The organism is Streptomyces longisporus (assembly GCF_039532765.1).
Taxonomy (GTDB): domain Bacteria; phylum Actinomycetota; class Actinomycetes; order Streptomycetales; family Streptomycetaceae; genus Streptomyces; species Streptomyces longisporus.
Map to the genome: position 1 here is coordinate 89275 of NZ_BAAASG010000025.1, position 17789 is coordinate 107063.

The 17789-nt window shown below is 70.8% G+C and carries 15 protein-coding genes; 7 read left to right on the forward strand and 8 right to left on the reverse strand.

Annotated features, from left to right (window positions below; genetic code table 11):
* Positions 1–6: 6 nt before the first annotated feature.
* The gene (locus tag ABD355_RS39565) at positions 7–351 is read right to left on the reverse strand and encodes a YbaB/EbfC family nucleoid-associated protein (protein ID WP_030942250.1); all 345 of its coding nucleotides are present in this window, start codon (positions 349–351) and stop codon (positions 7–9) included.
* A gap of 280 nt (positions 352–631) precedes the next feature.
* Here ABD355_RS39565 and ABD355_RS39570 point away from each other — a divergent pair, with 280 nt between their 5' ends.
* Positions 632–1384 carry an SLATT domain-containing protein gene (locus ABD355_RS39570; protein WP_344405984.1) on the forward strand — a complete coding sequence of 251 codons (753 nt, stop codon included), beginning with the start codon at positions 632–634 and terminating at the stop codon, positions 1382–1384.
* A 166-nt stretch (positions 1385–1550) separates the two neighbouring features.
* Here the strand turns inward: ABD355_RS39570 and ABD355_RS39575 are convergent, their stop codons facing one another.
* The gene (locus ABD355_RS39575) at positions 1551–3431 is read right to left on the reverse strand and encodes a serine/threonine-protein kinase (protein WP_344405986.1); all 1881 of its coding nucleotides are present in this window, start codon (positions 3429–3431) and stop codon (positions 1551–1553) included.
* 210 nt (positions 3432–3641) lie between these two features.
* Between ABD355_RS39575 and ABD355_RS39580 the strand changes: the two genes are divergently transcribed.
* The 4 genes from ABD355_RS39580 (at position 3642) to ABD355_RS39595 (ending at position 9064) form a co-directional block, all read left to right on the forward strand.
* The gene (locus tag ABD355_RS39580) at positions 3642–4997 is read left to right on the forward strand and encodes an aspartate aminotransferase family protein (RefSeq protein ID WP_344405987.1); all 1356 of its coding nucleotides are present in this window, start codon (positions 3642–3644) and stop codon (positions 4995–4997) included.
* 138 nt (positions 4998–5135) lie between these two features.
* Positions 5136–5837: a GntR family transcriptional regulator gene (locus ABD355_RS39585; protein WP_344405988.1), complete on the forward strand. Its 702-nt coding sequence runs from the start codon at positions 5136–5138 to the stop codon at positions 5835–5837.
* A complete protein-coding gene (locus tag ABD355_RS39590) occupies positions 5834–8266 on the forward strand; it encodes a glycosyltransferase (protein ID WP_344405989.1) in 2433 nt (810 codons plus the stop codon). Before ABD355_RS39585 ends, ABD355_RS39590 begins: the two co-directional genes overlap by 4 nt.
* A 147-nt stretch (positions 8267–8413) precedes the next feature.
* Positions 8414–9064 (forward strand): hypothetical protein, encoded by a 651-nt coding sequence (locus ABD355_RS39595; RefSeq protein ID WP_344405992.1) that lies wholly within the window; start codon positions 8414–8416, stop codon positions 9062–9064.
* Here ABD355_RS39595 and ABD355_RS39600 read toward each other — a convergent pair.
* Entirely contained in the window at positions 9061–9351 is a 291-nt protein-coding gene (locus ABD355_RS39600) for a hypothetical protein (protein WP_344405993.1), read from the reverse strand. The two genes, ABD355_RS39595 and ABD355_RS39600, sit on opposite strands and share 4 nt — an antisense overlap.
* 190 nt (positions 9352–9541) lie before the next feature.
* Between ABD355_RS39600 and ABD355_RS39605 the strand changes: the two genes are divergently transcribed.
* Positions 9542–10408 (forward strand): NAD(P)H-binding protein, encoded by an 867-nt coding sequence (locus ABD355_RS39605; RefSeq protein WP_344405994.1) that lies wholly within the window; start codon positions 9542–9544, stop codon positions 10406–10408.
* 58 nt (positions 10409–10466) lie between these two features.
* On the opposite strand, the gene ABD355_RS39610 is transcribed toward ABD355_RS39605, so the two are convergent.
* Both ABD355_RS39610 and ABD355_RS39615 read right to left on the reverse strand, forming a co-directional pair.
* Positions 10467–12299 (reverse strand): bifunctional metallophosphatase/5'-nucleotidase, encoded by a 1833-nt coding sequence (locus ABD355_RS39610; protein ID WP_344405995.1) that lies wholly within the window; start codon positions 12297–12299, stop codon positions 10467–10469.
* A 216-nt stretch (positions 12300–12515) separates the two neighbouring features.
* A complete protein-coding gene (locus tag ABD355_RS39615) occupies positions 12516–13799 on the reverse strand; it encodes an adenylosuccinate synthase (protein WP_344405996.1) in 1284 nt (427 codons plus the stop codon).
* 195 nt (positions 13800–13994) lie between these two features.
* On the opposite strand from ABD355_RS39615, the gene ABD355_RS39620 reads away from it, so the two are divergent.
* Positions 13995–14822 carry a diacylglycerol kinase family protein gene (locus ABD355_RS39620; RefSeq protein WP_344405997.1) on the forward strand — a complete coding sequence of 276 codons (828 nt, stop codon included), beginning with the start codon at positions 13995–13997 and terminating at the stop codon, positions 14820–14822.
* Positions 14823–14923: 101 nt separating this feature from the next.
* Here the strand turns inward: ABD355_RS39620 and ABD355_RS39625 are convergent, their stop codons facing one another.
* From ABD355_RS39625 to ABD355_RS39635, 3 genes are read right to left on the reverse strand one after another with little or no spacing between them, the layout of a single operon-like run.
* Positions 14924–15544 carry a Uma2 family endonuclease gene (locus ABD355_RS39625; RefSeq protein WP_344405998.1) on the reverse strand — a complete coding sequence of 207 codons (621 nt, stop codon included), beginning with the start codon at positions 15542–15544 and terminating at the stop codon, positions 14924–14926.
* The gene (eutC, locus tag ABD355_RS39630) at positions 15528–16343 is read right to left on the reverse strand and encodes an ethanolamine ammonia-lyase subunit EutC (RefSeq protein ID WP_344405999.1); all 816 of its coding nucleotides are present in this window, start codon (positions 16341–16343) and stop codon (positions 15528–15530) included. Before eutC ends, ABD355_RS39625 begins: the two co-directional genes overlap by 17 nt.
* Complete coding sequence (locus ABD355_RS39635; protein ID WP_344406000.1) at positions 16340–17722, reverse strand: ethanolamine ammonia-lyase subunit EutB; 1383 nt, start codon at positions 17720–17722, stop codon at positions 16340–16342. Before ABD355_RS39635 ends, eutC begins: the two co-directional genes overlap by 4 nt.
* Positions 17723–17789 lie beyond the last annotated feature (67 nt).

Consider the following 17789-nt stretch of genomic DNA (forward strand, 5'->3'; position numbering starts at 1 on the left):
CCTCTCTTAGAAAGGCAGGCCCGGGATACCGCTGCCGCCGCCCAGGCCCTGGGCCAGCGGACCCAGCTTCTGCTGCTGGAGGTTCTGGGCGTTCTCGTTGGCCGCCTGGACCGCCGCGACGATCAGGTCCGCGAGGGTCTCGGTGTCTTCGGGGTCCACCGCCTTCGGGTCGATCTTCAGCGCGCGCAGCTCGCCGGAGCCGGTGACGGTGGCCTTCACCAGGCCGCCGCCCGCCTGCCCGTCGACCTCCGTCTGCGCCAGCTCCTCCTGCGCCCGCTGCAGGTCCTGCTGCATCTTCTGGGCCTGCTGGAGCAGCTGCTGCATATTGGGCTGGCCACCACCGGGAATCACGATCAGCTCCTGGTTTCGTACGGCTGTATGGGCGAGGTTTTCCCGCCTGGCACGAGCCTACGTGGTCCAGCCAGGCATCGCCCCAGCACTCTTTCGAGTGAGGTGTTGCCGAGTCCTATACCTGATCAAGACCCACTTACGAGCGGAATAGAGGTGAATTCGGGGGCTGAGCCACCCATTGGGCGGTAGGAAGGTCGGGCACATCAGGATCGGGTGTCACGCAACGTGTTCGGTCGTGGTCAGCCTCGTGATCAGTCTCGTGATCAGTAGGGAGTGCCGTGTGGGTCAGCCGGAGATGCAGCCCGAGGGGCCGGCTCAGGACGGGTGGGGCGAGGGTGCGGCCGGGCTGCGGCCGGGCGATCTGATCGGGCGCTCGTTCCCGCTCGGCGACTGGGGCGAGCCGGCCGAGCGGCTGCACGAGCTGTATCTGTGGGTCGAGCGCGGGGCGCTGCAGACGGCGGCCTGGTATCTCGCGGACCGGGTGTGGAAGCGGCGGGGGGCGCGGGCGCTGCGCACGGGGGCGGCGCTGGGTGCGGTGACCGGGGCCGCGCTGCCGCTGCTGGATCTGACCGGGGTGATCGCCGGGATGGCCGCCTGGGGGTATCTGGCACTGCTGTTCGCGGTGGCGTGCGTGGCCGTGGACCGGTTCTTCGGTGTGACCTCGGGCTGGATAAGGGATGTGGCGACCGCGCAGGCCGTGCAGCGACGGCTGCAGGTGCTGCAGTTCGACTGGGCCTCGGAGAGTGTGCGGGAGGTGCTGGGCCCCGCGGAGGGCACGGCGAGCGAGGCCGTCGAGCGGTGCCTTGCGGTGCTGCGGCGCTTCTCGGAGGACGTGACGGAGCTGGTGCGCGCGGAGACGGCCGACTGGATGGTGGAGTTCCGGACCGGCGGCTCGGCTCCGATGGGGATCCAGTCCGCGCCGACCGGGGCGGCGCGGACGGAGATGGGCAGTGCGCCGGGGCGCTTCCCGCTGCCGCCGGGGGCGGGCTCACGCCCGAACATGCCGCGCCAGCGGCCGCCCGAGCCGAGGTGATCCCACCCCGGCCCGGTCACGACTGCGGGCTCGGAAACGCCACCGGGCTTCTGTCGCCCGCCGGGCGCTGCCGCGCCGGCTGCCGTCGCGGCCGACGCCGACACCCGTTTCATCGTCATGGACACGCCACTACGGCACAAGCGCGCCCGCCGGCCCGTCACCCGGCTCACTGCCTGGTGTACTTCAGCTTCTCCCCGTTGCTGGTGTTCTCGCGCTGCAGGCTGCCGTCCGGCAGCAGGCTGAGCTCGGTGGCGTCGCCCGGCTTGCAGTAGCCGGGGTCGCCGGACGTCACGGTGGACGGGCCGATCTCCAGGGGGCCGCTGCTGCCGGGTGCCGCGGTCAGATCGGCCTGGAACACGCAGTGGTAGGTGCCGCTGCTGGTGGGGCCGTCGGCGACCAGGGAGAGGACCGTGTCGCCCACCTTGCCCTGCTGGATGGTGAGTTCGCGGGTGTTCTGGCCGTCGGCGTTGGTGATGGTGGCCGTCCAGGTGCCCAGATAGCCGGTGGGGATCGCGCCGTCGGAGGGCGCGGAGGTGCTGGGCTCCGCGGTCGTCGGGCTCGTCCGGCTCGGCTCGGGATTCGAGGGTGCGCTGCTGGTCGGGGCCGGGCTCGGCTTGTTGTCGCCCTTGTCGCCGCCGTTCATCAGGGCGTAGACCGAGCCGCCGGCGCCGAGCGCGACGACCAGGGCGACCGCGATCAGCGCCACCGTGGAACGGCCGCTCCGGCGGGGCGGCTCCTGCGGGGCGGGCGGGACCGGGCCGGCGTAGGACGGGCCGTAGGGCGGGGTTGAGCCGAGACCGCCGGACTGTTGCGGGTAGCCGTAGGCGCCGGGCTGCTGCGGCGGGTAGCCGTAGGCCTGCTGCTGGGGGTGCTGCTGCGGATAGCCGTAGGCCGGGGGTGTCTGCGCGTGGGCGGGCGGGGGTGTCGGCGGGGCCTGGCCCGCGACCATGGTGGGGAGGTGGTTCAGCGGGACGGCGCCGCCCGGCTGACCGGGCGGGGGCGGTCCGGCGGGGGTGCCCGCTTCCGGTGCCAAGTCGTCGGCGGCGGGGGCGTGCTCGGGCGGGGCCTCGGGTGCCGCCTTGCGCAGCGAGGGCCCGGCGGGCGCCGCCGCGCCCTCCGCCCCCTCCTCAGGGTCCTCCGCGTCCAGCAACTGCACGGCGTGACGGCCGAGTTGGGCGACGAGCGCGCTCGGCAGCCAGGGGTCGCGGGAGCGGCCGCCCAGCACGGTGTCCTCGGCGCCCGTGCGCTCCAGCACCTGGTCCAGCGTCGGCCGCGCGCCCGGCTCCTTCTTCAGGCAGCCCCGTACGAGGTCGGCGATGCCCTCGGGCACCCCCTCCAGGTCGGGTTCCTCCTGGGCGATGCGGAACATCAGGGCGTGCACCCCGCTGTTGGCGCTGCCGAAGGGAAGGTGGCCGGTGGCGGCGTAGGCCAGCACGGAGCCCAGGCAGAAGACGTCGCAGGCGGGCGTGATCCGGTCGCCGCGCACCTGCTCGGGGGCCATGAAGCCGGGCGACCCGACGAGCGCGCCGGTCCGCGTCAGACCGCCGTCCGTGACGGTCTCCAGCGCCCGCGCGATCCCGAAGTCGATGACCCGCGGCCCGTCGATGGTGACGAGCACATTGGACGGCTTCAGATCCCGGTGGATGATCCCGGCGGCGTGGATGTCCTGCAGCGCGTGCGCGAGCCCGGCCGCGAGGATGTTCACCGAGCGCTCGGGCAGCGCCCCGTGGTCGTGCCCCACGACCTGCTGCAGGCTGGGCCCGGCGACGTACCCCGTGGCCACCCACGGCACCGCGGCCTCCGTGTCGGCGTCAAGGACGGGCGCCGTCCAGTGCCCGCCGACCTGCCGAGCGGACTGCACCTCCTGCCGGAACCGCGCCCGGAACTCCTCCTGCGCGGCCAGCTCCTTGCGCACCAGCTTCACGGCGACGGTACGGCCGCGGTCCGAGCGGGCGAGATACACATGCCCCATGCCCCCGGCACCCAGCCGGGCCAGCAGCCGGTACGCCCCGATCCGCTGCGGGTCCCCCGCTCCGAGCTTCTCCATGGCCGCGCCGCCTTCCCCCCGTATGTGCAACAGACCGAGAATAGTGCGGTCGCGGGGGTAGTCGCCCGGAGCGGTGTCTACGGTTCCGTAACGCCGCGGGCGGCACTCCGCCAAGCCCCCCCCAGGCCCGACAACCTGTCGCGGAAACCCCCACATGCCAGACAGGAAGCCGATACCGAGCGGGCACCGCGGGCTCCTATGCTCGCCGCCATGACCCCTCAGCCAGACCCCCGGGCCGGCGCCGCCGTGAAGGCCGCGGACCGTGCTCATGTGTTCCACTCCTGGTCCGCGCAGGAGCTCATCGACCCGCTCGCCGTCGCCGGTGCGCAGGGGTCGTACTTCTGGGACTACGACGGCAAGCGGTACCTGGACTTCACCAGCGGGCTCGTCTACACCAACATCGGCTACCAGCACCCCAAGGTCGTCGCCGCGATCCAGGAGCAGGCCGCACACCTGACGACGTTCGCGCCCGCCTTCGCGATCGAGGCCCGCTCGGAGGCGGCCCGGCTGATCGCCGAGCGGACACCGGGCGACCTAGACAAGATCTTCTTCACCAACGGCGGCGCGGACGCCGTCGAGCACGCGGTACGGATGGCGCGGCTGCACACCGGCCGGCCGAAGGTCCTGTCCGCCTACCGCTCCTACCACGGCGGCACCCAGCAGGCGATCAACCTCACCGGGGACCCACGCCGCTGGGCCTCCGACGGCGCTGCCGCCGGTGTCGTGCACTTCTGGGCGCCGTACCTCTACCGCTCCCGCTTCTACGCCGAGACCGAGGAGCAGGAGTGCGCGCGGGCGCTGGAGCACCTCGAGACCACGATCGCCCTCGAGGGGCCGGCCACCGTCGCCGCGATCATCCTGGAGACCATTCCGGGCACCGCCGGGATCATGGTGCCGCCGCCCGGCTATCTCGCCGGTGTGCGGGAGATCTGCGACAGGTACGGCATCGTGTTCATCCTGGACGAGGTCATGGCCGGTTTCGGGCGGACCGGTGAGTGGTTCGCGGCCGACCTGTTCGGTGTGGTGCCCGACCTCATGACCTTCGCCAAGGGTGTGAACAGCGGTTATGTGCCGCTCGGCGGTGTCGCGATCTCCGGCGCGATCGCCAAGACCTTCGCCAAGCGGGCCTACCCGGGTGGTCTGACGTACTCGGGGCACCCGCTGGCCTGCGCCGCCGCCGTCGCGACGATCAACGTCATGGCGCAGGAGGGCGTCGTCGAGAACGCCGGGCACCTGGGTGAGACCGTCCTCGGACCCGCGCTGCGGGAGCTCGCCGAGCGGCACCCGAGCGTCGGCGAGGTGCGCGGTGTCGGCATGTTCTGGGCGCTGGACCTGGTGAAGAACCGGGAGACGCGCGAGCCGCTGGTGCCGTACAACGCGACCGGCGAGGCGAACGCGGCGATGGCCGCCTTCGGCGCCGCCGCGAAGAAGCACGGCATCTGGCCCTTCATCAACATGAACCGCACCCATGTGGTGCCGCCGTGCAACGTGAGCGAGGCCGAGCTGAAGGAGGGCCTCGCGGCGCTGGACTCGGCGCTGTCCGTGGCCGACGAGTACACGCGGTAGCGATCTGCGGCCGCTCAGGTGCCCCACCGGACCCCCACAGCTACGCGGATAAACAGCGGGAGGCCGAACGCGTAAGGTGGCGTGCTCGTAGATAGGTACGTGCACGCCACCCGAACGCGACGAGGAGACGCCCGACACATGCCCGGCAGCAGCGGCAACGGCTCCGTGACCCGCAGCACCCTGCGGCAGCAGATCGCCGACGCGCTACGCGACGAGGTCCTCGCGGGACGGCTCCAGCCGGGTCAGGAGTTCACGGTGAAGGAGATCGCCGAGCAGTACGGGGTCTCCGCGACGCCCGTGCGCGAGGCGCTCGTCGACCTGTCCGCGCAGGGCCTCCTCGACGCCGACCAGCACCGCGGCTTCCATGTCCACGAGTACTCGGTCGCCGACTACCGCGGCATCATCGAGGCCCGCAGCCTGGTCACCGACGGCATGTTCATCGCCCTGGACCGGGACCAGGACCGTTTCCCGCCGCACGACGAGCCCCGTGCCGTCGCCGCCCTGGCCGGGGTCCGGCGGCGCGGCGAGGAGGCGCAGCGGGCCTCGCTGGCCGGTGACCTCACCGTGCTGATCGGCTACGACCTGCGCTTCTGGCACGAGCTCGGCACCCTCTTCGGCAACCCCTATCTGGCCGACTTCCTGCACCGGCTGCGCGTCCAGTCCTGGGTGTGCGCGGTACAGCATCTGCGCCGGCTGTCCGATCTGCGCGGCGCCCTGTGGTCCGGCCACACCGACCTGGTCGACGCCCTGGCCAAGCGGGACACCAGGACGGCACGGGCGATCGTCGCCTCGTACAACGAGCACTCGCTGGCCCTCATCGAGCGGCTGGCGGACGAGTGAGCAAGCCGGCCAGGGCCACGCCTGCCTGGGCCGTGGACCTCACCGTCGTCATCCCCGCCTTCAACGAGGAGCAGCGCCTCGGCCCCACCCTCGACGCCGTCACCCGCTATCTGCGCGACAACGAGGGCCGCTGGGGCGAGTGGGAGGTCGTCGTCGCCGACGACGGGTCCACGGACAGCACCCGGGACGTCGTCACGGGCCTGGAGGAGCCCCGCGTCCGGCTCGTCACCAGCCCCCGCCACCGCGGCAAGGGCAACGCCCTGCGTCTGGGCGTCGCCGCCTCCCGCGGGCGGCGCGTGCTGGTCACGGACGCCGATCTCGCGGCCCCGATCGAGGAGCTGGAGCAGCTCGACAAGGCGCTCGGCGAGGGGAACGCGGCGGCGATCGGCTCCCGTTCCGTGCCCGGCGCGACGATCGGCGACCGTCAGCACCCGGTGCGCGAACTGCTGGGCCGTGCCGGGAACTTACTCATACGCCGCACCACCGTGCCGGGCATACGGGACACCCAGTGCGGCTTCAAGCTCTTCGAGGGCGAGAAGGCCCGCGAGGCCTTCGCCGCCTCCCGGATCCACGGGTGGGGCATCGACGTCGAGGTCCTGCGGCACTTCCACCGCGCCGACTGGCAGGTCGCCGAGGTCCCCGTCCACTGGTCCCACCGGCCCGGCTCGAAACTGCGCCACCTCGACTACGTCCGCGTCCTCGCCGAACTCGCCCGGCTGCGCGCCCGCTCCCTGCGCCCCGCCGACCTCTTCGCCGCGCTCCTCTTCCTGCTCATGGCGATGGCCCTGTACTCGGGCCGTCTGTTCGACCCGGACCACCGCTACCTCCCCGACTCCCTCCAGGACCAGAACCAGTGGGAGTGGTTCTTCGACGTCACCGCCCACAACCTGGCCCATCTGCGCAATCCGCTCTTCTCCGACCTGCAGGGCTTCCCCGACGGCGTGAACCTCATGGCCAACACGGTCATGCTCGGCCTCACCGTCCCCCTCGCCCCGCTCACGCTCCTCGCGGGACCGGCGGTCTCCCTCAGCGTCGTGATGACCCTGGGCCTCGCCGCCACCGCAGCCGCCTGGTACCGGCTGATCGTGAAACGGGTCGTACGGCGGCGGACCGCGGCCTTCGTAGGCGCCTCGCTGGCCGCCTTCGCGCCGCCCATGGTCAGCCACGCCAACGCGCACCCCAACTTCGTGGTGCTGTTCATGATCCCGCTGATCATCGACCGGGCCCTGCGCCTGTGCACGGGCGCCCGGGTGGTGCGGGACGGGGTGGTCCTGGGCCTGATGACGGCGTACCAGGTCTTCCTCGGCGAGGAGCCCCTGCTGCTCGCGGCGATCGGCCTGGTGCTGTTCGCGGGCGCCTACGGCGTGGTCCGCAGGGATGTGGCCGGGCAGGCCTGGCGGCCGCTGCTGCGGGGCCTGGCGATCGCGGCCGCGGTCTGTCTTCCCCTCGTCGCGTACCCGCTGGTCTGGCAGTTCACCGGCCCGCAGAGCTACGCGCACATGCCGCACGGCGACAACTCGGGCAACAGCCCCCTCGCACTGCTCTCCTTCGCCGAACGCTCCCTGATCGCGGGCAACGCCCAGCGCGCGAACGCCCTCTCGCCCAACCCCACCGAGCAGAACGCCTTCTACGGCTGGCCGCTGGTCCTGCTCGCCTTCGCGATCGTCGTACGGCTGTGGGAGCAGGCCCTGGTCAAGGCGCTGGCGGTCACCGCGGTCGGCGCGGCGCTGCTCTCGCTCGGCCCCGAGTTCCGCATCCCGATGACGGACAAGGTCTACCCGGGCCCCTGGGCGCTCCTCGCCAGGCTGCCGCTGTTCGAGTCGGTCATCGAGGGCCGGGTCGCGATGATCTGCGCCCCCGCGCTCGGCATGCTGCTCGCCCTCGCCCTGGACCGGCTGACGGCGACCCGCGCCCCGGGCACCCAGTACCTCGGCCTGCTCGGCATCTGGCTCGCCCTGCTCCCGCTGGTCCCGGCCCCGCTGAAGACGGTCGAACGCCCCGCGACGCCCGCCTTCTTCACCGCCGGGGCATGGCGGCCGTACGTCCACAAGGGCGAGTCCCTCGTCACCGTGCCGCTGCCCGACGCCGGCGACGCTCAGGCGCTGCACTGGCAGCAGCAGGCCGGCCTCGGCTTCAAGCTGCCCGGCGGCTACTTCAACGGCCCCTACGGCGCCGACCGCATCGGCATCTACGGCGCCTCCCCCCGCTACACCTCCGACCTGCTGAGTGACATCGGCGACACGGGCGTGGTCCCGAGGCTCGACGCGACCTGGCGGGCGCAGGCCCGGCGCGACTTCGCGTACTGGAAGGCAGGGGCCCTGGTGGTGGCCCCAGGACCACACGAGGAGGCCCTGCGCAGGGCCGTCGCGGAACTTGTGGGCCGGGACGGGAAGTGGGTGGCCGGGGTGTGGGTATGGGACCTGCACTAGGCGCTCCGCTGGGTGCGCCGCGATGGGCCGTCGGTTGTCTGCGGCTTCGTCGTGGCTGGTCGCGCAGTTCCCCGCGCCCCTTCAGGGCGCGGACGCAGCCGTACCGATTACCCTGCCTTGACCGACTTGCCGTGTGAGGAGCCTTCTTTGGCCTGTGACCTGTGGCTGGTACCGCTCGTCGACGTGTTGTGCCACACTCCCGACAATCCGTTCGCCGAGGAACTCGCGCAGTACAACAACGTGCTCACCGCCGCCGGACTGCCGCCGGTGCCGGTGTACCAGTACATGCCGGGCCTGTCCGGCGAGGTCGCCCCGGTGGCCGGCTTCGACTACGACGCGCTGCACTTCCTTCGCCGGGTCTACCTGCTCCAGGTGTGCGGGCTGCCGGTCACCCCGGTCGACGAACTGGGCGGGGACTACGAGCAGTTGCTGGAGATGTTCGAGGCGACGGCCCAGCAGTCGCACCTCGTCTGGCACTACGACCACGCGGGCGCCTACGTCCCCGTGGACTTCCCCCAGCCCCTGTCGAACGACGAACTCCTCGCCGGCGGCGGCCCGCTGGGCTCCGCCCAGGCCCTGCTGCGCGAACTGGAGTACGTGGCGCCCTCGATCGGCATAGATCCGGCCAACCCTCCGGCGCCGCCCGAGCCACCGCGCGCCCCGACGGAGCTGGAGGAGCCCGCCGTCCCCGCGCCGTACGACCCCAGCCCCTTCGCCCGCGAACGCCATGTGTGGCTGGGCCTGCACGCGGCGGCGACGCGGAGCCTGGCGCAGGGGTCGATGATCGTCTTCAGCTAGTGCACCTGGGAGATGCCCTTCTCGACGTCTTCCAGGTTCATCAACGGGGTGTAATCGATCCTGGCGCCCAGGTTGAGGAAGAACGGCTCGCTGATGACGGGCATCTGGGAGACGTCCTGCAGGTCGAAGACCAGGAAGGCGGTGCGTTCGCCCTCGTCGGCGGTGAAGTAGGCAGCTTCCGGCTTGATCTGCTCCACCGACGACTGGATCAGTTTCGCGAGGGTGCCGTTCCGGATGGCCTCGTTCGACTTCTCCGTGTCGAAGTGCGCCCTGAGCAGTACACGCATAGCTCTCACCTTCTTCTGGTCGACGCACACGTGTACAGCTCCACCGTATGCCCGACTTGCGCATCATGCCCTGTTATGCACGGCGGGTGCTCTCCTGTACTCCCCGGGGAGCAGAAGGGCTGCATCCCCGCGTGCGACGCGGCCTGCGGCCGGTGCGCGCAGGCTGGGGGCACGACGAGAGGGGACGGCGATGATCCTGGTGACCGGGGCGACGGGCCATGTGGGCGGCGAGCTGGTACGAAGGCTGACGGCCGCCGGCCACCCGGTACGGGCGATGACCCGCCGCCCGGCCGTGGCACGGCTGTCGGCAGGCGTCGAGGCGGTGTACGGCGACGCGGACGACCCGGCGAGCCTGGACGCGGCGTTCGCGGGGGCGAGCGGGGCCTTCCTGATGTCGGCGCAGGGCGTCGGCACGGCCCCCGGCCCGACCCACGACCTCGCCCTCGCCGAGGCGGCGGCAAGGGCGGGGGTCCGACGCGTAGTGAAGCTGTCCGTCCTGGACGCGGGAGCGGGCTCCGACGTGATCGCCCGCTGGCACGCCGAGGCGGAGGCCGCGGTGACGGACCCGTCCCGGGACTGGGCATGGACCCTGCTCCGCCCCGGCCGCTTCATGTCGAACGCCCTGCAGTGGGCCGGCCAACTCCGCGCGGGCGACGAGGTGACCGTCCCCTTCGCCGACCGCCCGGCGGCGAGCATCGACCCGGCGGACCTGGCGGAGGTGGCGGCCCTCGCCCTGACCCCGAACGAGTCCGACGAACACGCGGCGGCGGCCTACGAACTGAGCGGCCCTCAATCCCTGACCCCCACCCAGGAACTGTCGATCCTCGCCGACGTCCTCGACCGTGACCTGCACATCCGCCCCCTTCCCGACGAGGCGGCCCGCGCAGGCATGTCCGCCTACGGCTTCCCCCCGGAAGTCGTAGACGCGATCATGCAGCGCACGCGGGAGAGCGACCGGGGCGCGGAGGTCCTGCCGACGCTGGAGAAGCTGCTCGGCCGACCGGCACGGACGTTCGCTGAGTGGGCGCGGGCGCATGCGGGAGCGTTCTCGGGATGAGGCCGCACAAGGGGGCGCCCGGCGAACGGGCGCCCCCTGAGCCACGGTCCGGGAAGACCTAGGAGAACACCGCCGTCCCGTCCTGCGTCAGCCTCCAGTTGGTGACCGCGAAGTCCTTCGGGTCCAGCGTGCCCTTGGACGTCACGTAGTCGATCATCAGCTGGCGGATCTCGTTGGTCGAGCTGTAGGCGATCTCGGCGGTGGCGATGTGCGGGTAGCCGGAGCCGCCGTTCGCGCGGTAGTTGTTGACCGCGACGACGAAGACCTGGTCGTCGGCGACCGGGGCGCCGTTGTACGTGAGGTTCTTGATCCGCGAACCCTCCGCCTGCGCGATGTCGATGTCGTACGAGACGCCGGCGGCCGTGTCGTACATGTAGTCCCAGAAGTTGTTGGCGTTGGTCAGCGTCGCGGTGTCGACCTTCGTTCCCGCCGGGACCTGGTGGTAGTACTTCGCCGCGTACTCCAGGTAGTCCTTCAGCTGGGCGCCCGTGAGCTTCTTGCCGTACAGCGTGTTGTCGTAGATGTAGAGCCCGGCGATGTCCTTGATGGTCACGCTCCCGGCCGGGATGTCCGCGGTGCGGCTGAACGGCGCGGCGACCGAGATCAGGGGCAGCGCGGCATCGCTCGCCGACAGGCCCGCCTTCACCGACTGCATCTGGACCTCGTGGATGAAGTCCATGATGGGGACGTCCTTCCAGCAGGAGTCCGCCGCCGAGAGGTCCTGGGTGCAGGTGCCCACGGCCGTGTTGACGTACTTGACGACGAGGTCGTGGTCGGCCTTGAGGAGCTTGGTGATCTCCGGGTCCTCCTCGACGTCCTTCGGGTTGAGGGTCTGGGCCGTCTTCTTCGTCACCTTCCACTGCCCGTGGTGCAGTTCGAGCTCGAAGTCGAAGACGGTGAGGCGGTAGCCCCAGCAGTACGGCTCGGAGAGCAGGACGTCCTCGCCGGTCTCCTCGTTCTTGACGGTGTACGAGGACACCTCGACGTGCGTGTGGCCGACCAGGATCGCGTCGATGCCGGGGACCTGCTCGGCGACGAGGTTGGAGGCGTTCTCGACGTACGGCAGCGCGTCGCCGTAGGAGGTCGACCCGTCGAGCCCGGAGTGGTCGGTCAGGAAGACGACGTCACACCCCAGCGCACGCAGCCGCGGCACGTACTTCTTCGCCTGCTCGACCAGCCCCGGGAAGACCATCTTCCCGCTGACGTTGTCCTTGTCCCACAGCGCGATACCGGGGTTGGTCAGGCCGAGGATGCCGACCTTGATGTCGGGGGCGCCGGGGACGCAGATGCGCTTGACGGTGTACGGGTGGAAGGCCGGCCGCAGGGTCTTCGCGTCGAGGGCGTTCGCGCCGAGCAGCGGGAAGTGACACTGCTTCTCGAATTTGCGCAGGGTCTCGATGCCGTAGTTGAACTCGTGGTTGCCGAGGGCGGCGGCGTCGTAGCGCATGTGGTTCATGGCGACGGCCATGGGGTGCTTGGGCCCCTTCTTGCCGTCCTTGCCGGTGATCGGGTCGACCCGCGCGAAGTAGTACGCGAGCGAGGTCCCCTGGATGATGTCACCGGCGTCGACGAGCAGGACGTGCTCCTCACCCTTGGCCGCACGCTGCTGCTTGATGAGCGTGGCGACGCGGGCGACACCGACGGAGTTGCCGGCCTTGTCGCTGTAGGCGGCGTCCTTGTAGTAGTCCCAGTCGAAGACATGGCTGTGCAGGTCGGTGGTGCCCAGGATGGAGAAGGTCCAGGTCTTGGGTGCCTTGGGGGTCTTCCCCGGCGTCGTCCGGTCGGCGGCCTGGGCCGCAGGCGCCGCCGCCGTTCCCGCGACGGCCACGGCCGCACCGGTCACGGCCGACTTCTTCACGAACTCCCGGCGGTTCAGCGGATTGACGGGCATATGGGGTCTCCTGGGCTGGGGTGACTCGGGCTACGGAGGAGTCGTGCGGGGACTGCGCGGGCACTACACGCGTAGATCGTGGTCGGCCGTTGCCCCGGCGGAAACCAGGAAAAGACCATGTCCAGGTCAAGGATGGGCATGACATGACAACGCCCCGGCGCGGCCGAAGCCGCACCGGGGCGTTGAAAAGGCGCTTGAACAGCCCTGTGGGAAACGCTAGATGAACGAGTTGATCTCGATCGTCTCGTCCCGGCCCGGGCCCACGCCGATCGCGGAGATCGGTGCGCCCGACATCTCCTCGAGCGCCTTGACGTAGTTCTGGGCGTTCTTCGGCAGGTCGGAGAAGGACTTCGCCTTGGTGATGTCCTCGGACCAGCCGGGCAGGGTCTCGTAGACCGGCTTAGCGTGGTGGAAGTCCGACTGCGAGTACGGGAGTTCCTCGACGCGCTTGCCGTCGACCTCGTACGCCACGCAGACCGGGATCTCCTCCCAGCCGGTCAGGACGTCCAGCTTGGTGAGGAAGAAGTCGGTCAGGCCGTTCACGCGGGTGGCGTAGCGGGCGATGACGGCGTCGAACCAGCCGCAGCGGCGGTCGCGGCCGGTCGTCACGCCCCGCTCGCCGCCGATGCGGCGCAGCGCCTCGCCGTCCTCGTCGAAGAGCTCGGTCGGGAAGGGGCCGGAGCCGACGCGGGTCGTGTAGGCCTTGAGGATGCCGATGACCCGGCTGATCTTCGTCGGGCCCACACCGGCGCCGGTGCAGGCACCGCCCGCGGTGGGGTTGGACGAGGTCACGAACGGATACGTGCCGTGGTCGATGTCGAGCAGCGTGCCCTGGCCGCCCTCGAACAGGACCACCTTGTCCTGCTCCAGCGCCTGGTTGAGGACGAGAACCGTGTCGGCGACGTACGGGGCGAGCTTGTCGGCGTAGCCCAGCAGCTCCTCGACCACCTGGTCGATGGCGATCGCGCGGCGGTTGTAGAGCTTGGTGAGGATCTGGTTCTTGACGTCGAGGGCCGCCTCCACCTTCTGGGTGAGGATGGACTCGTCGTAGAGATCCTGTACCCGGATGCCCACGCGGTTGATCTTGTCCGCGTAGGTCGGGCCGATACCGCGTCCGGTGGTCCCGATCTTTCGCTTTCCGAGGAAGCGCTCGGTCACCTTGTCCACCGTCACGTTGTACGGCGTGATGATGTGAGCGTTACCGCTGATCAGGAGCTTGGACGTGTCGACGCCGCGCTCGTTCAGCCCGTTCAGCTCGGAGAACAGGACCGACGGGTCGACGACGACACCGTTGCCGATGACCGGGGTGCACCCCGGGGACAGGATTCCGGAAGGGAGCAGGTGGAGGGCGTACTTCTGATCGCCCACGACTACCGTGTGGCCGGCGTTGTTGCCGCCCTGGTAGCGCACCACGTAGTCGACGGATCCGCCTAGCAGGTCCGTCGCCTTTCCCTTGCCTTCGTCACCCCACTGAGCACCGAGCAGCACAAGTGCGGGCACGCGCGTACACCCCTTCCGGGCGGGGCATGTCCAAGGTCAGGGGCGTACGCGTAAGGTTCACCGCCGCGTGCACCGCGGCCGTCGTTGGCCGCAAACCGTCGGACCGGATGCCCCGGAATAGACGAAGCCCCTGGCGCAATAGCGCAAGGGGCTCTTGCACAAAGATGCTACCCGAGGAAGCGAGGCAGGACCGAGGTGGTGACTTCCGCGACTTCCGATCAGCTGTTGGTGGTCATCGATCCGGTCGCCCGGCGGACGGACGGGGAGTCGGTACGCATCGCAAAAGACGTGCTCAGCGCGGGTGCGCACGCCAAGGTGTGTCTGCCGGAGGGGCCGGAGGAGTTCGCCCGGGCACTGGCCCGCCGGGGATCGCGGCGGCCGGTGGTGGTGGGCGACGACCGTGCTCTGGTCCGGGCGGTGTCCGTTTTGCACCGGCGGCGGGAGCTGGCCGGATGTGCCCTGTCGATGGTGCCGGTGGGCAGCCTGCTGTCGGTGGCCCGTTCCCTGGGGGTGCCCACGGGGGCGGTCGCGGCGGCGCGGGCGGTCCTGGACGGGGCCGAGCGGCGCCTGGACCTGCTGGTGGACGACAGCGACGGGGTGGTGCTTGGCGCGCTGCACATCCCTCCGGTGACCGGGCACGCCCCGTCGGTGGAGGCGGGCCGCCCCTGGCTGCGCACGGCCCAGTCCCTCGTACGCACCCTGGTCCCCGCCCGCGAGACGACCGTTCCGGCACCCCGGGCCGCCCGTCTGCGGGTGGAGGTCGACGGCGTCACCGTGCTGGACCTGGACCAGCCGGTGGAGGCGGTGTCGGTGACGCCGGGTGACTCGGGGGTGGCCGAGGTCGAGGTACGGCCCCTGTCGGTGGGCGCGGAGGCCTCGCCGGTACGGGCCCAGGGGCGCACCGTGAGCGTGTCGGGGGCGGACTTCCGCTACCGGGCGGACGCGGGCGTGTGGGGGCCGGTACGGAGGCGGACCTGGACGGTGCGGGAAGGTGCGCTGGGGCTGGTGCTGCCCGGGGCGTGAGCCGGAAAACCACGGGCGAGCGGAGCGAGGTCGAGGGGTGGGCGGAGATGGTGCGGGGGCTGGTGGGGGAGCTTCGGGGGGGTGATGGCGGGCTGAGTGCGTCAGGTCCCGGGCTGGTCGTCGGCTCCCCCCTGGGGGACCCGGAAACCGGTGGTGTCAAGCGTGCAGTCGAAGGGCTTGGGGATGTGGAGTGCCTCGCCGAACGGCTGGGTGCAGTGTGCCTCGTACCCCGAAGCCGAAGGCGCCCAGTACACGGTCGACTGCTGCTCCTGCATGTCCAGGAGCAGGTAGATCGGCACACCAGCCCGCCCATAGACCGCGACCTTGTCGGTCAAGTCGTCGGTGCGAGTCGCCCGAGAGGTCAATTCTGCGACGAACACCAAGGCTTCACCGTCCAGGTGATTACTCACCGTCTCGAACGCCTGCTGGTGGGCTGCGTGGATATCCGGCCCGTACGCACTTTCGTCGCCGGGGAAGACGTACAGGAATGGGCCGATACTGAGGCGATGGTCGAGAGGAAGGCCAGGCCGCAGCTGATCGCAGACCTGCTCCATCACGCGGTGGTAGTACCCCTTCGACCACGGCGACACGACGATTTTCCCCCTGTAGATCTCCGCCTTGAAGCCGTCACGCAGGTTCAGCTCGTCGAGGACGTCCAGCAGTTCCTCGAAGCTCTCGGGCTCGATGCCGCTTATCGCCAGTCGCTCAGTCATCATCGTCATGATGCGCCCTCCCGCAGATGCAGACCATCCGCAACTCACGTAGCTGATCGCTTACGCGCTCGTGATCGGATTCATCTTTCAGCTCCACCCCGGTGACCTGCAGCTCCCGCCCCCTCCCCATCAACCCCGCCAACTTCCCCGCCGCCACTTCGTACGACAGCCCCGACGGCGGCCTGATGTTGCTCAGGCAGTTGCGGTCGGCGTCCGTGGTCACGCCCGGTGCCGGCCGGTACGTCAGATACGCCCCCAGGGAGTCCGCCGCCGACATGCCCGGCCGCTCCCCGAGCAGGACCACGACCATCGTCGCGCCCATCGCGGACGCGATGTCGTCACCGAGGGCCACCCTGGCCTGTTCCGCCAGCACCACCGGTGCGATGCTCCACCCCGGCAGCCGCGCCACCGTCTCCCGCAGCACCGCCGCCGCGTGCTCGTGCACCGCCCGGCTGGACAGCCCGTCCGCCACCACGAACACCACGTCCCAGTCGCCGGCCGGGAGATGGGCGCGGTCCGTCGCATCCAACCGCCGCCCCAGATCGGGCCGTTGCAGATACGTCAGCCGGTCACGCGCCGCACTCCGCACCCTTACCGTCGGCATCCCGCCCAGCCCCGCCGCGACCACCTCCGGCTCGAACGGCGAGTGCACCGCGTCCCGTGCCGCCGCGTGCGCGGTCTGGAGTTCGAGGCGGTGACGGGTCGGCAGCGCCGAGCCCGCGCGGCCCAGTCCGATACGGGCCTGGGTGTGCCGGCGCATGGCGACCCACAAGTCACCCAGCGGTACAGCGATGTGCGTGTCCGTCATGCCGCCAGTTCCCTTCCGATCGCCGTCAGCGGATGGGACGCCACCTCGCGGATCCCGCCCCGCTCGTCCAGCAGCCCGCTCGACTCCAGCCAGGCCTCGAACTCCGGTGCGGGGCGCAGTCCGAGGACCTCGCGGAGGTACAACGCGTCGTGGTACGAGGCCGACTGGTAATTGAGCATGATGTCGTCGCCGCCCGGCGTGCAGATCACGAAGGAGGCGCCCGCGACGCCGAGCATCGTCAGCATGGTCGCCACGTCGTCGTCATCGGCGTCCGCGTGGTTCGTGTAGCAGATGTCCAGGCCCATGGGCAGGCCGAGCAGCTTGCCGCAGAAGTGGTCCTCCAGGGCCGCGCGGAGGATCTGCCGGCCGTCGTACAGGTACTCCGGTCCGATGAAGCCCACCACCGTGTTCACCAGCAGCGGGTCGTAGCGGCGCGCCACCGCGTACGCCCGCGCCTCCACCGTCTGCTGGTCCACCCCGTGGTGCGCGTCCGCCGACAGCGCGCTGCCCTGGCCGGTCTCGAAGTACATGACGTTGCGGCCGACCGTCCCGCGGTCCAGGGCGAGCGCCGCCTCGTACGCCTCGTCGAGCAGGCCCAGCGTCACGCCGAAGGACGCGTTCGCGGCCTGCGTGCCCGCGACGGACTGGAAGACCAGGTCCACCGGGGCGCCCCGCTCCATCAGGTCCACGCTCGTGGTGACATGGCACAGGACGCAGGACTGGGTGGGGATCGCGTACCGGCCGATCACTCCGTCCAGCAGCTCCAGCAGGTCCCGTACCGCCTTCGGGCTGTCCGTCGCCGGGTTGATGCCGATCACCGCGTCGCCGGAGCCCAGCAGCAGCCCGTCGAGCAGCGCCGCCGCCACGCCCGCCGGGTCGTCGGTCGGATGGTTCGGCTGCAGGCGCGTCGCGAGCCGCCCCGGCAGCCCGATCGTCGAGCGGAAGGCCGTGACCACCCGCACCTTCCGGGCCACGGCCACCAGGTCCGCGTTCCCCATCAGCTTGGACACCGCCGCGACCATCTCCGGCGTCAGCCCGGGGGCCAGCGCCGTCAGCGCCTGGCCGTCCGCCGCCAGCAGCCACTCCCGCAGCTCTCCGACCGTCAGCCCGGCCACCGGCGCGAAGGCGGCCGCGTCATGCGTGTCGAGGATCAGCCGGGTCACGTCGTCGCTCTCGTACGGGATCACCGGCTCGGTCAGGAAGGTCGCCAGCGGCACCTCCGCGAGGGCCCAGCGCGCGGCCACCCGCTCCCGGGCGCTGCCGGCGGCGAGCCCGGCGAGACGGTCGCCGGAGCGCTCGGGGCTCGCGGCGGCGAGCAGGCGCGCGAGGGAGTCGAAGCGGTGGCGCTCGCCGCCGAGGGTGGCCGTGTAGGTGCTCATGACGGCGACCGTACGAGGACGTTGTTGCCGCCAGATTTCTAAAGGTCTGGTTGACAAACATTTAACG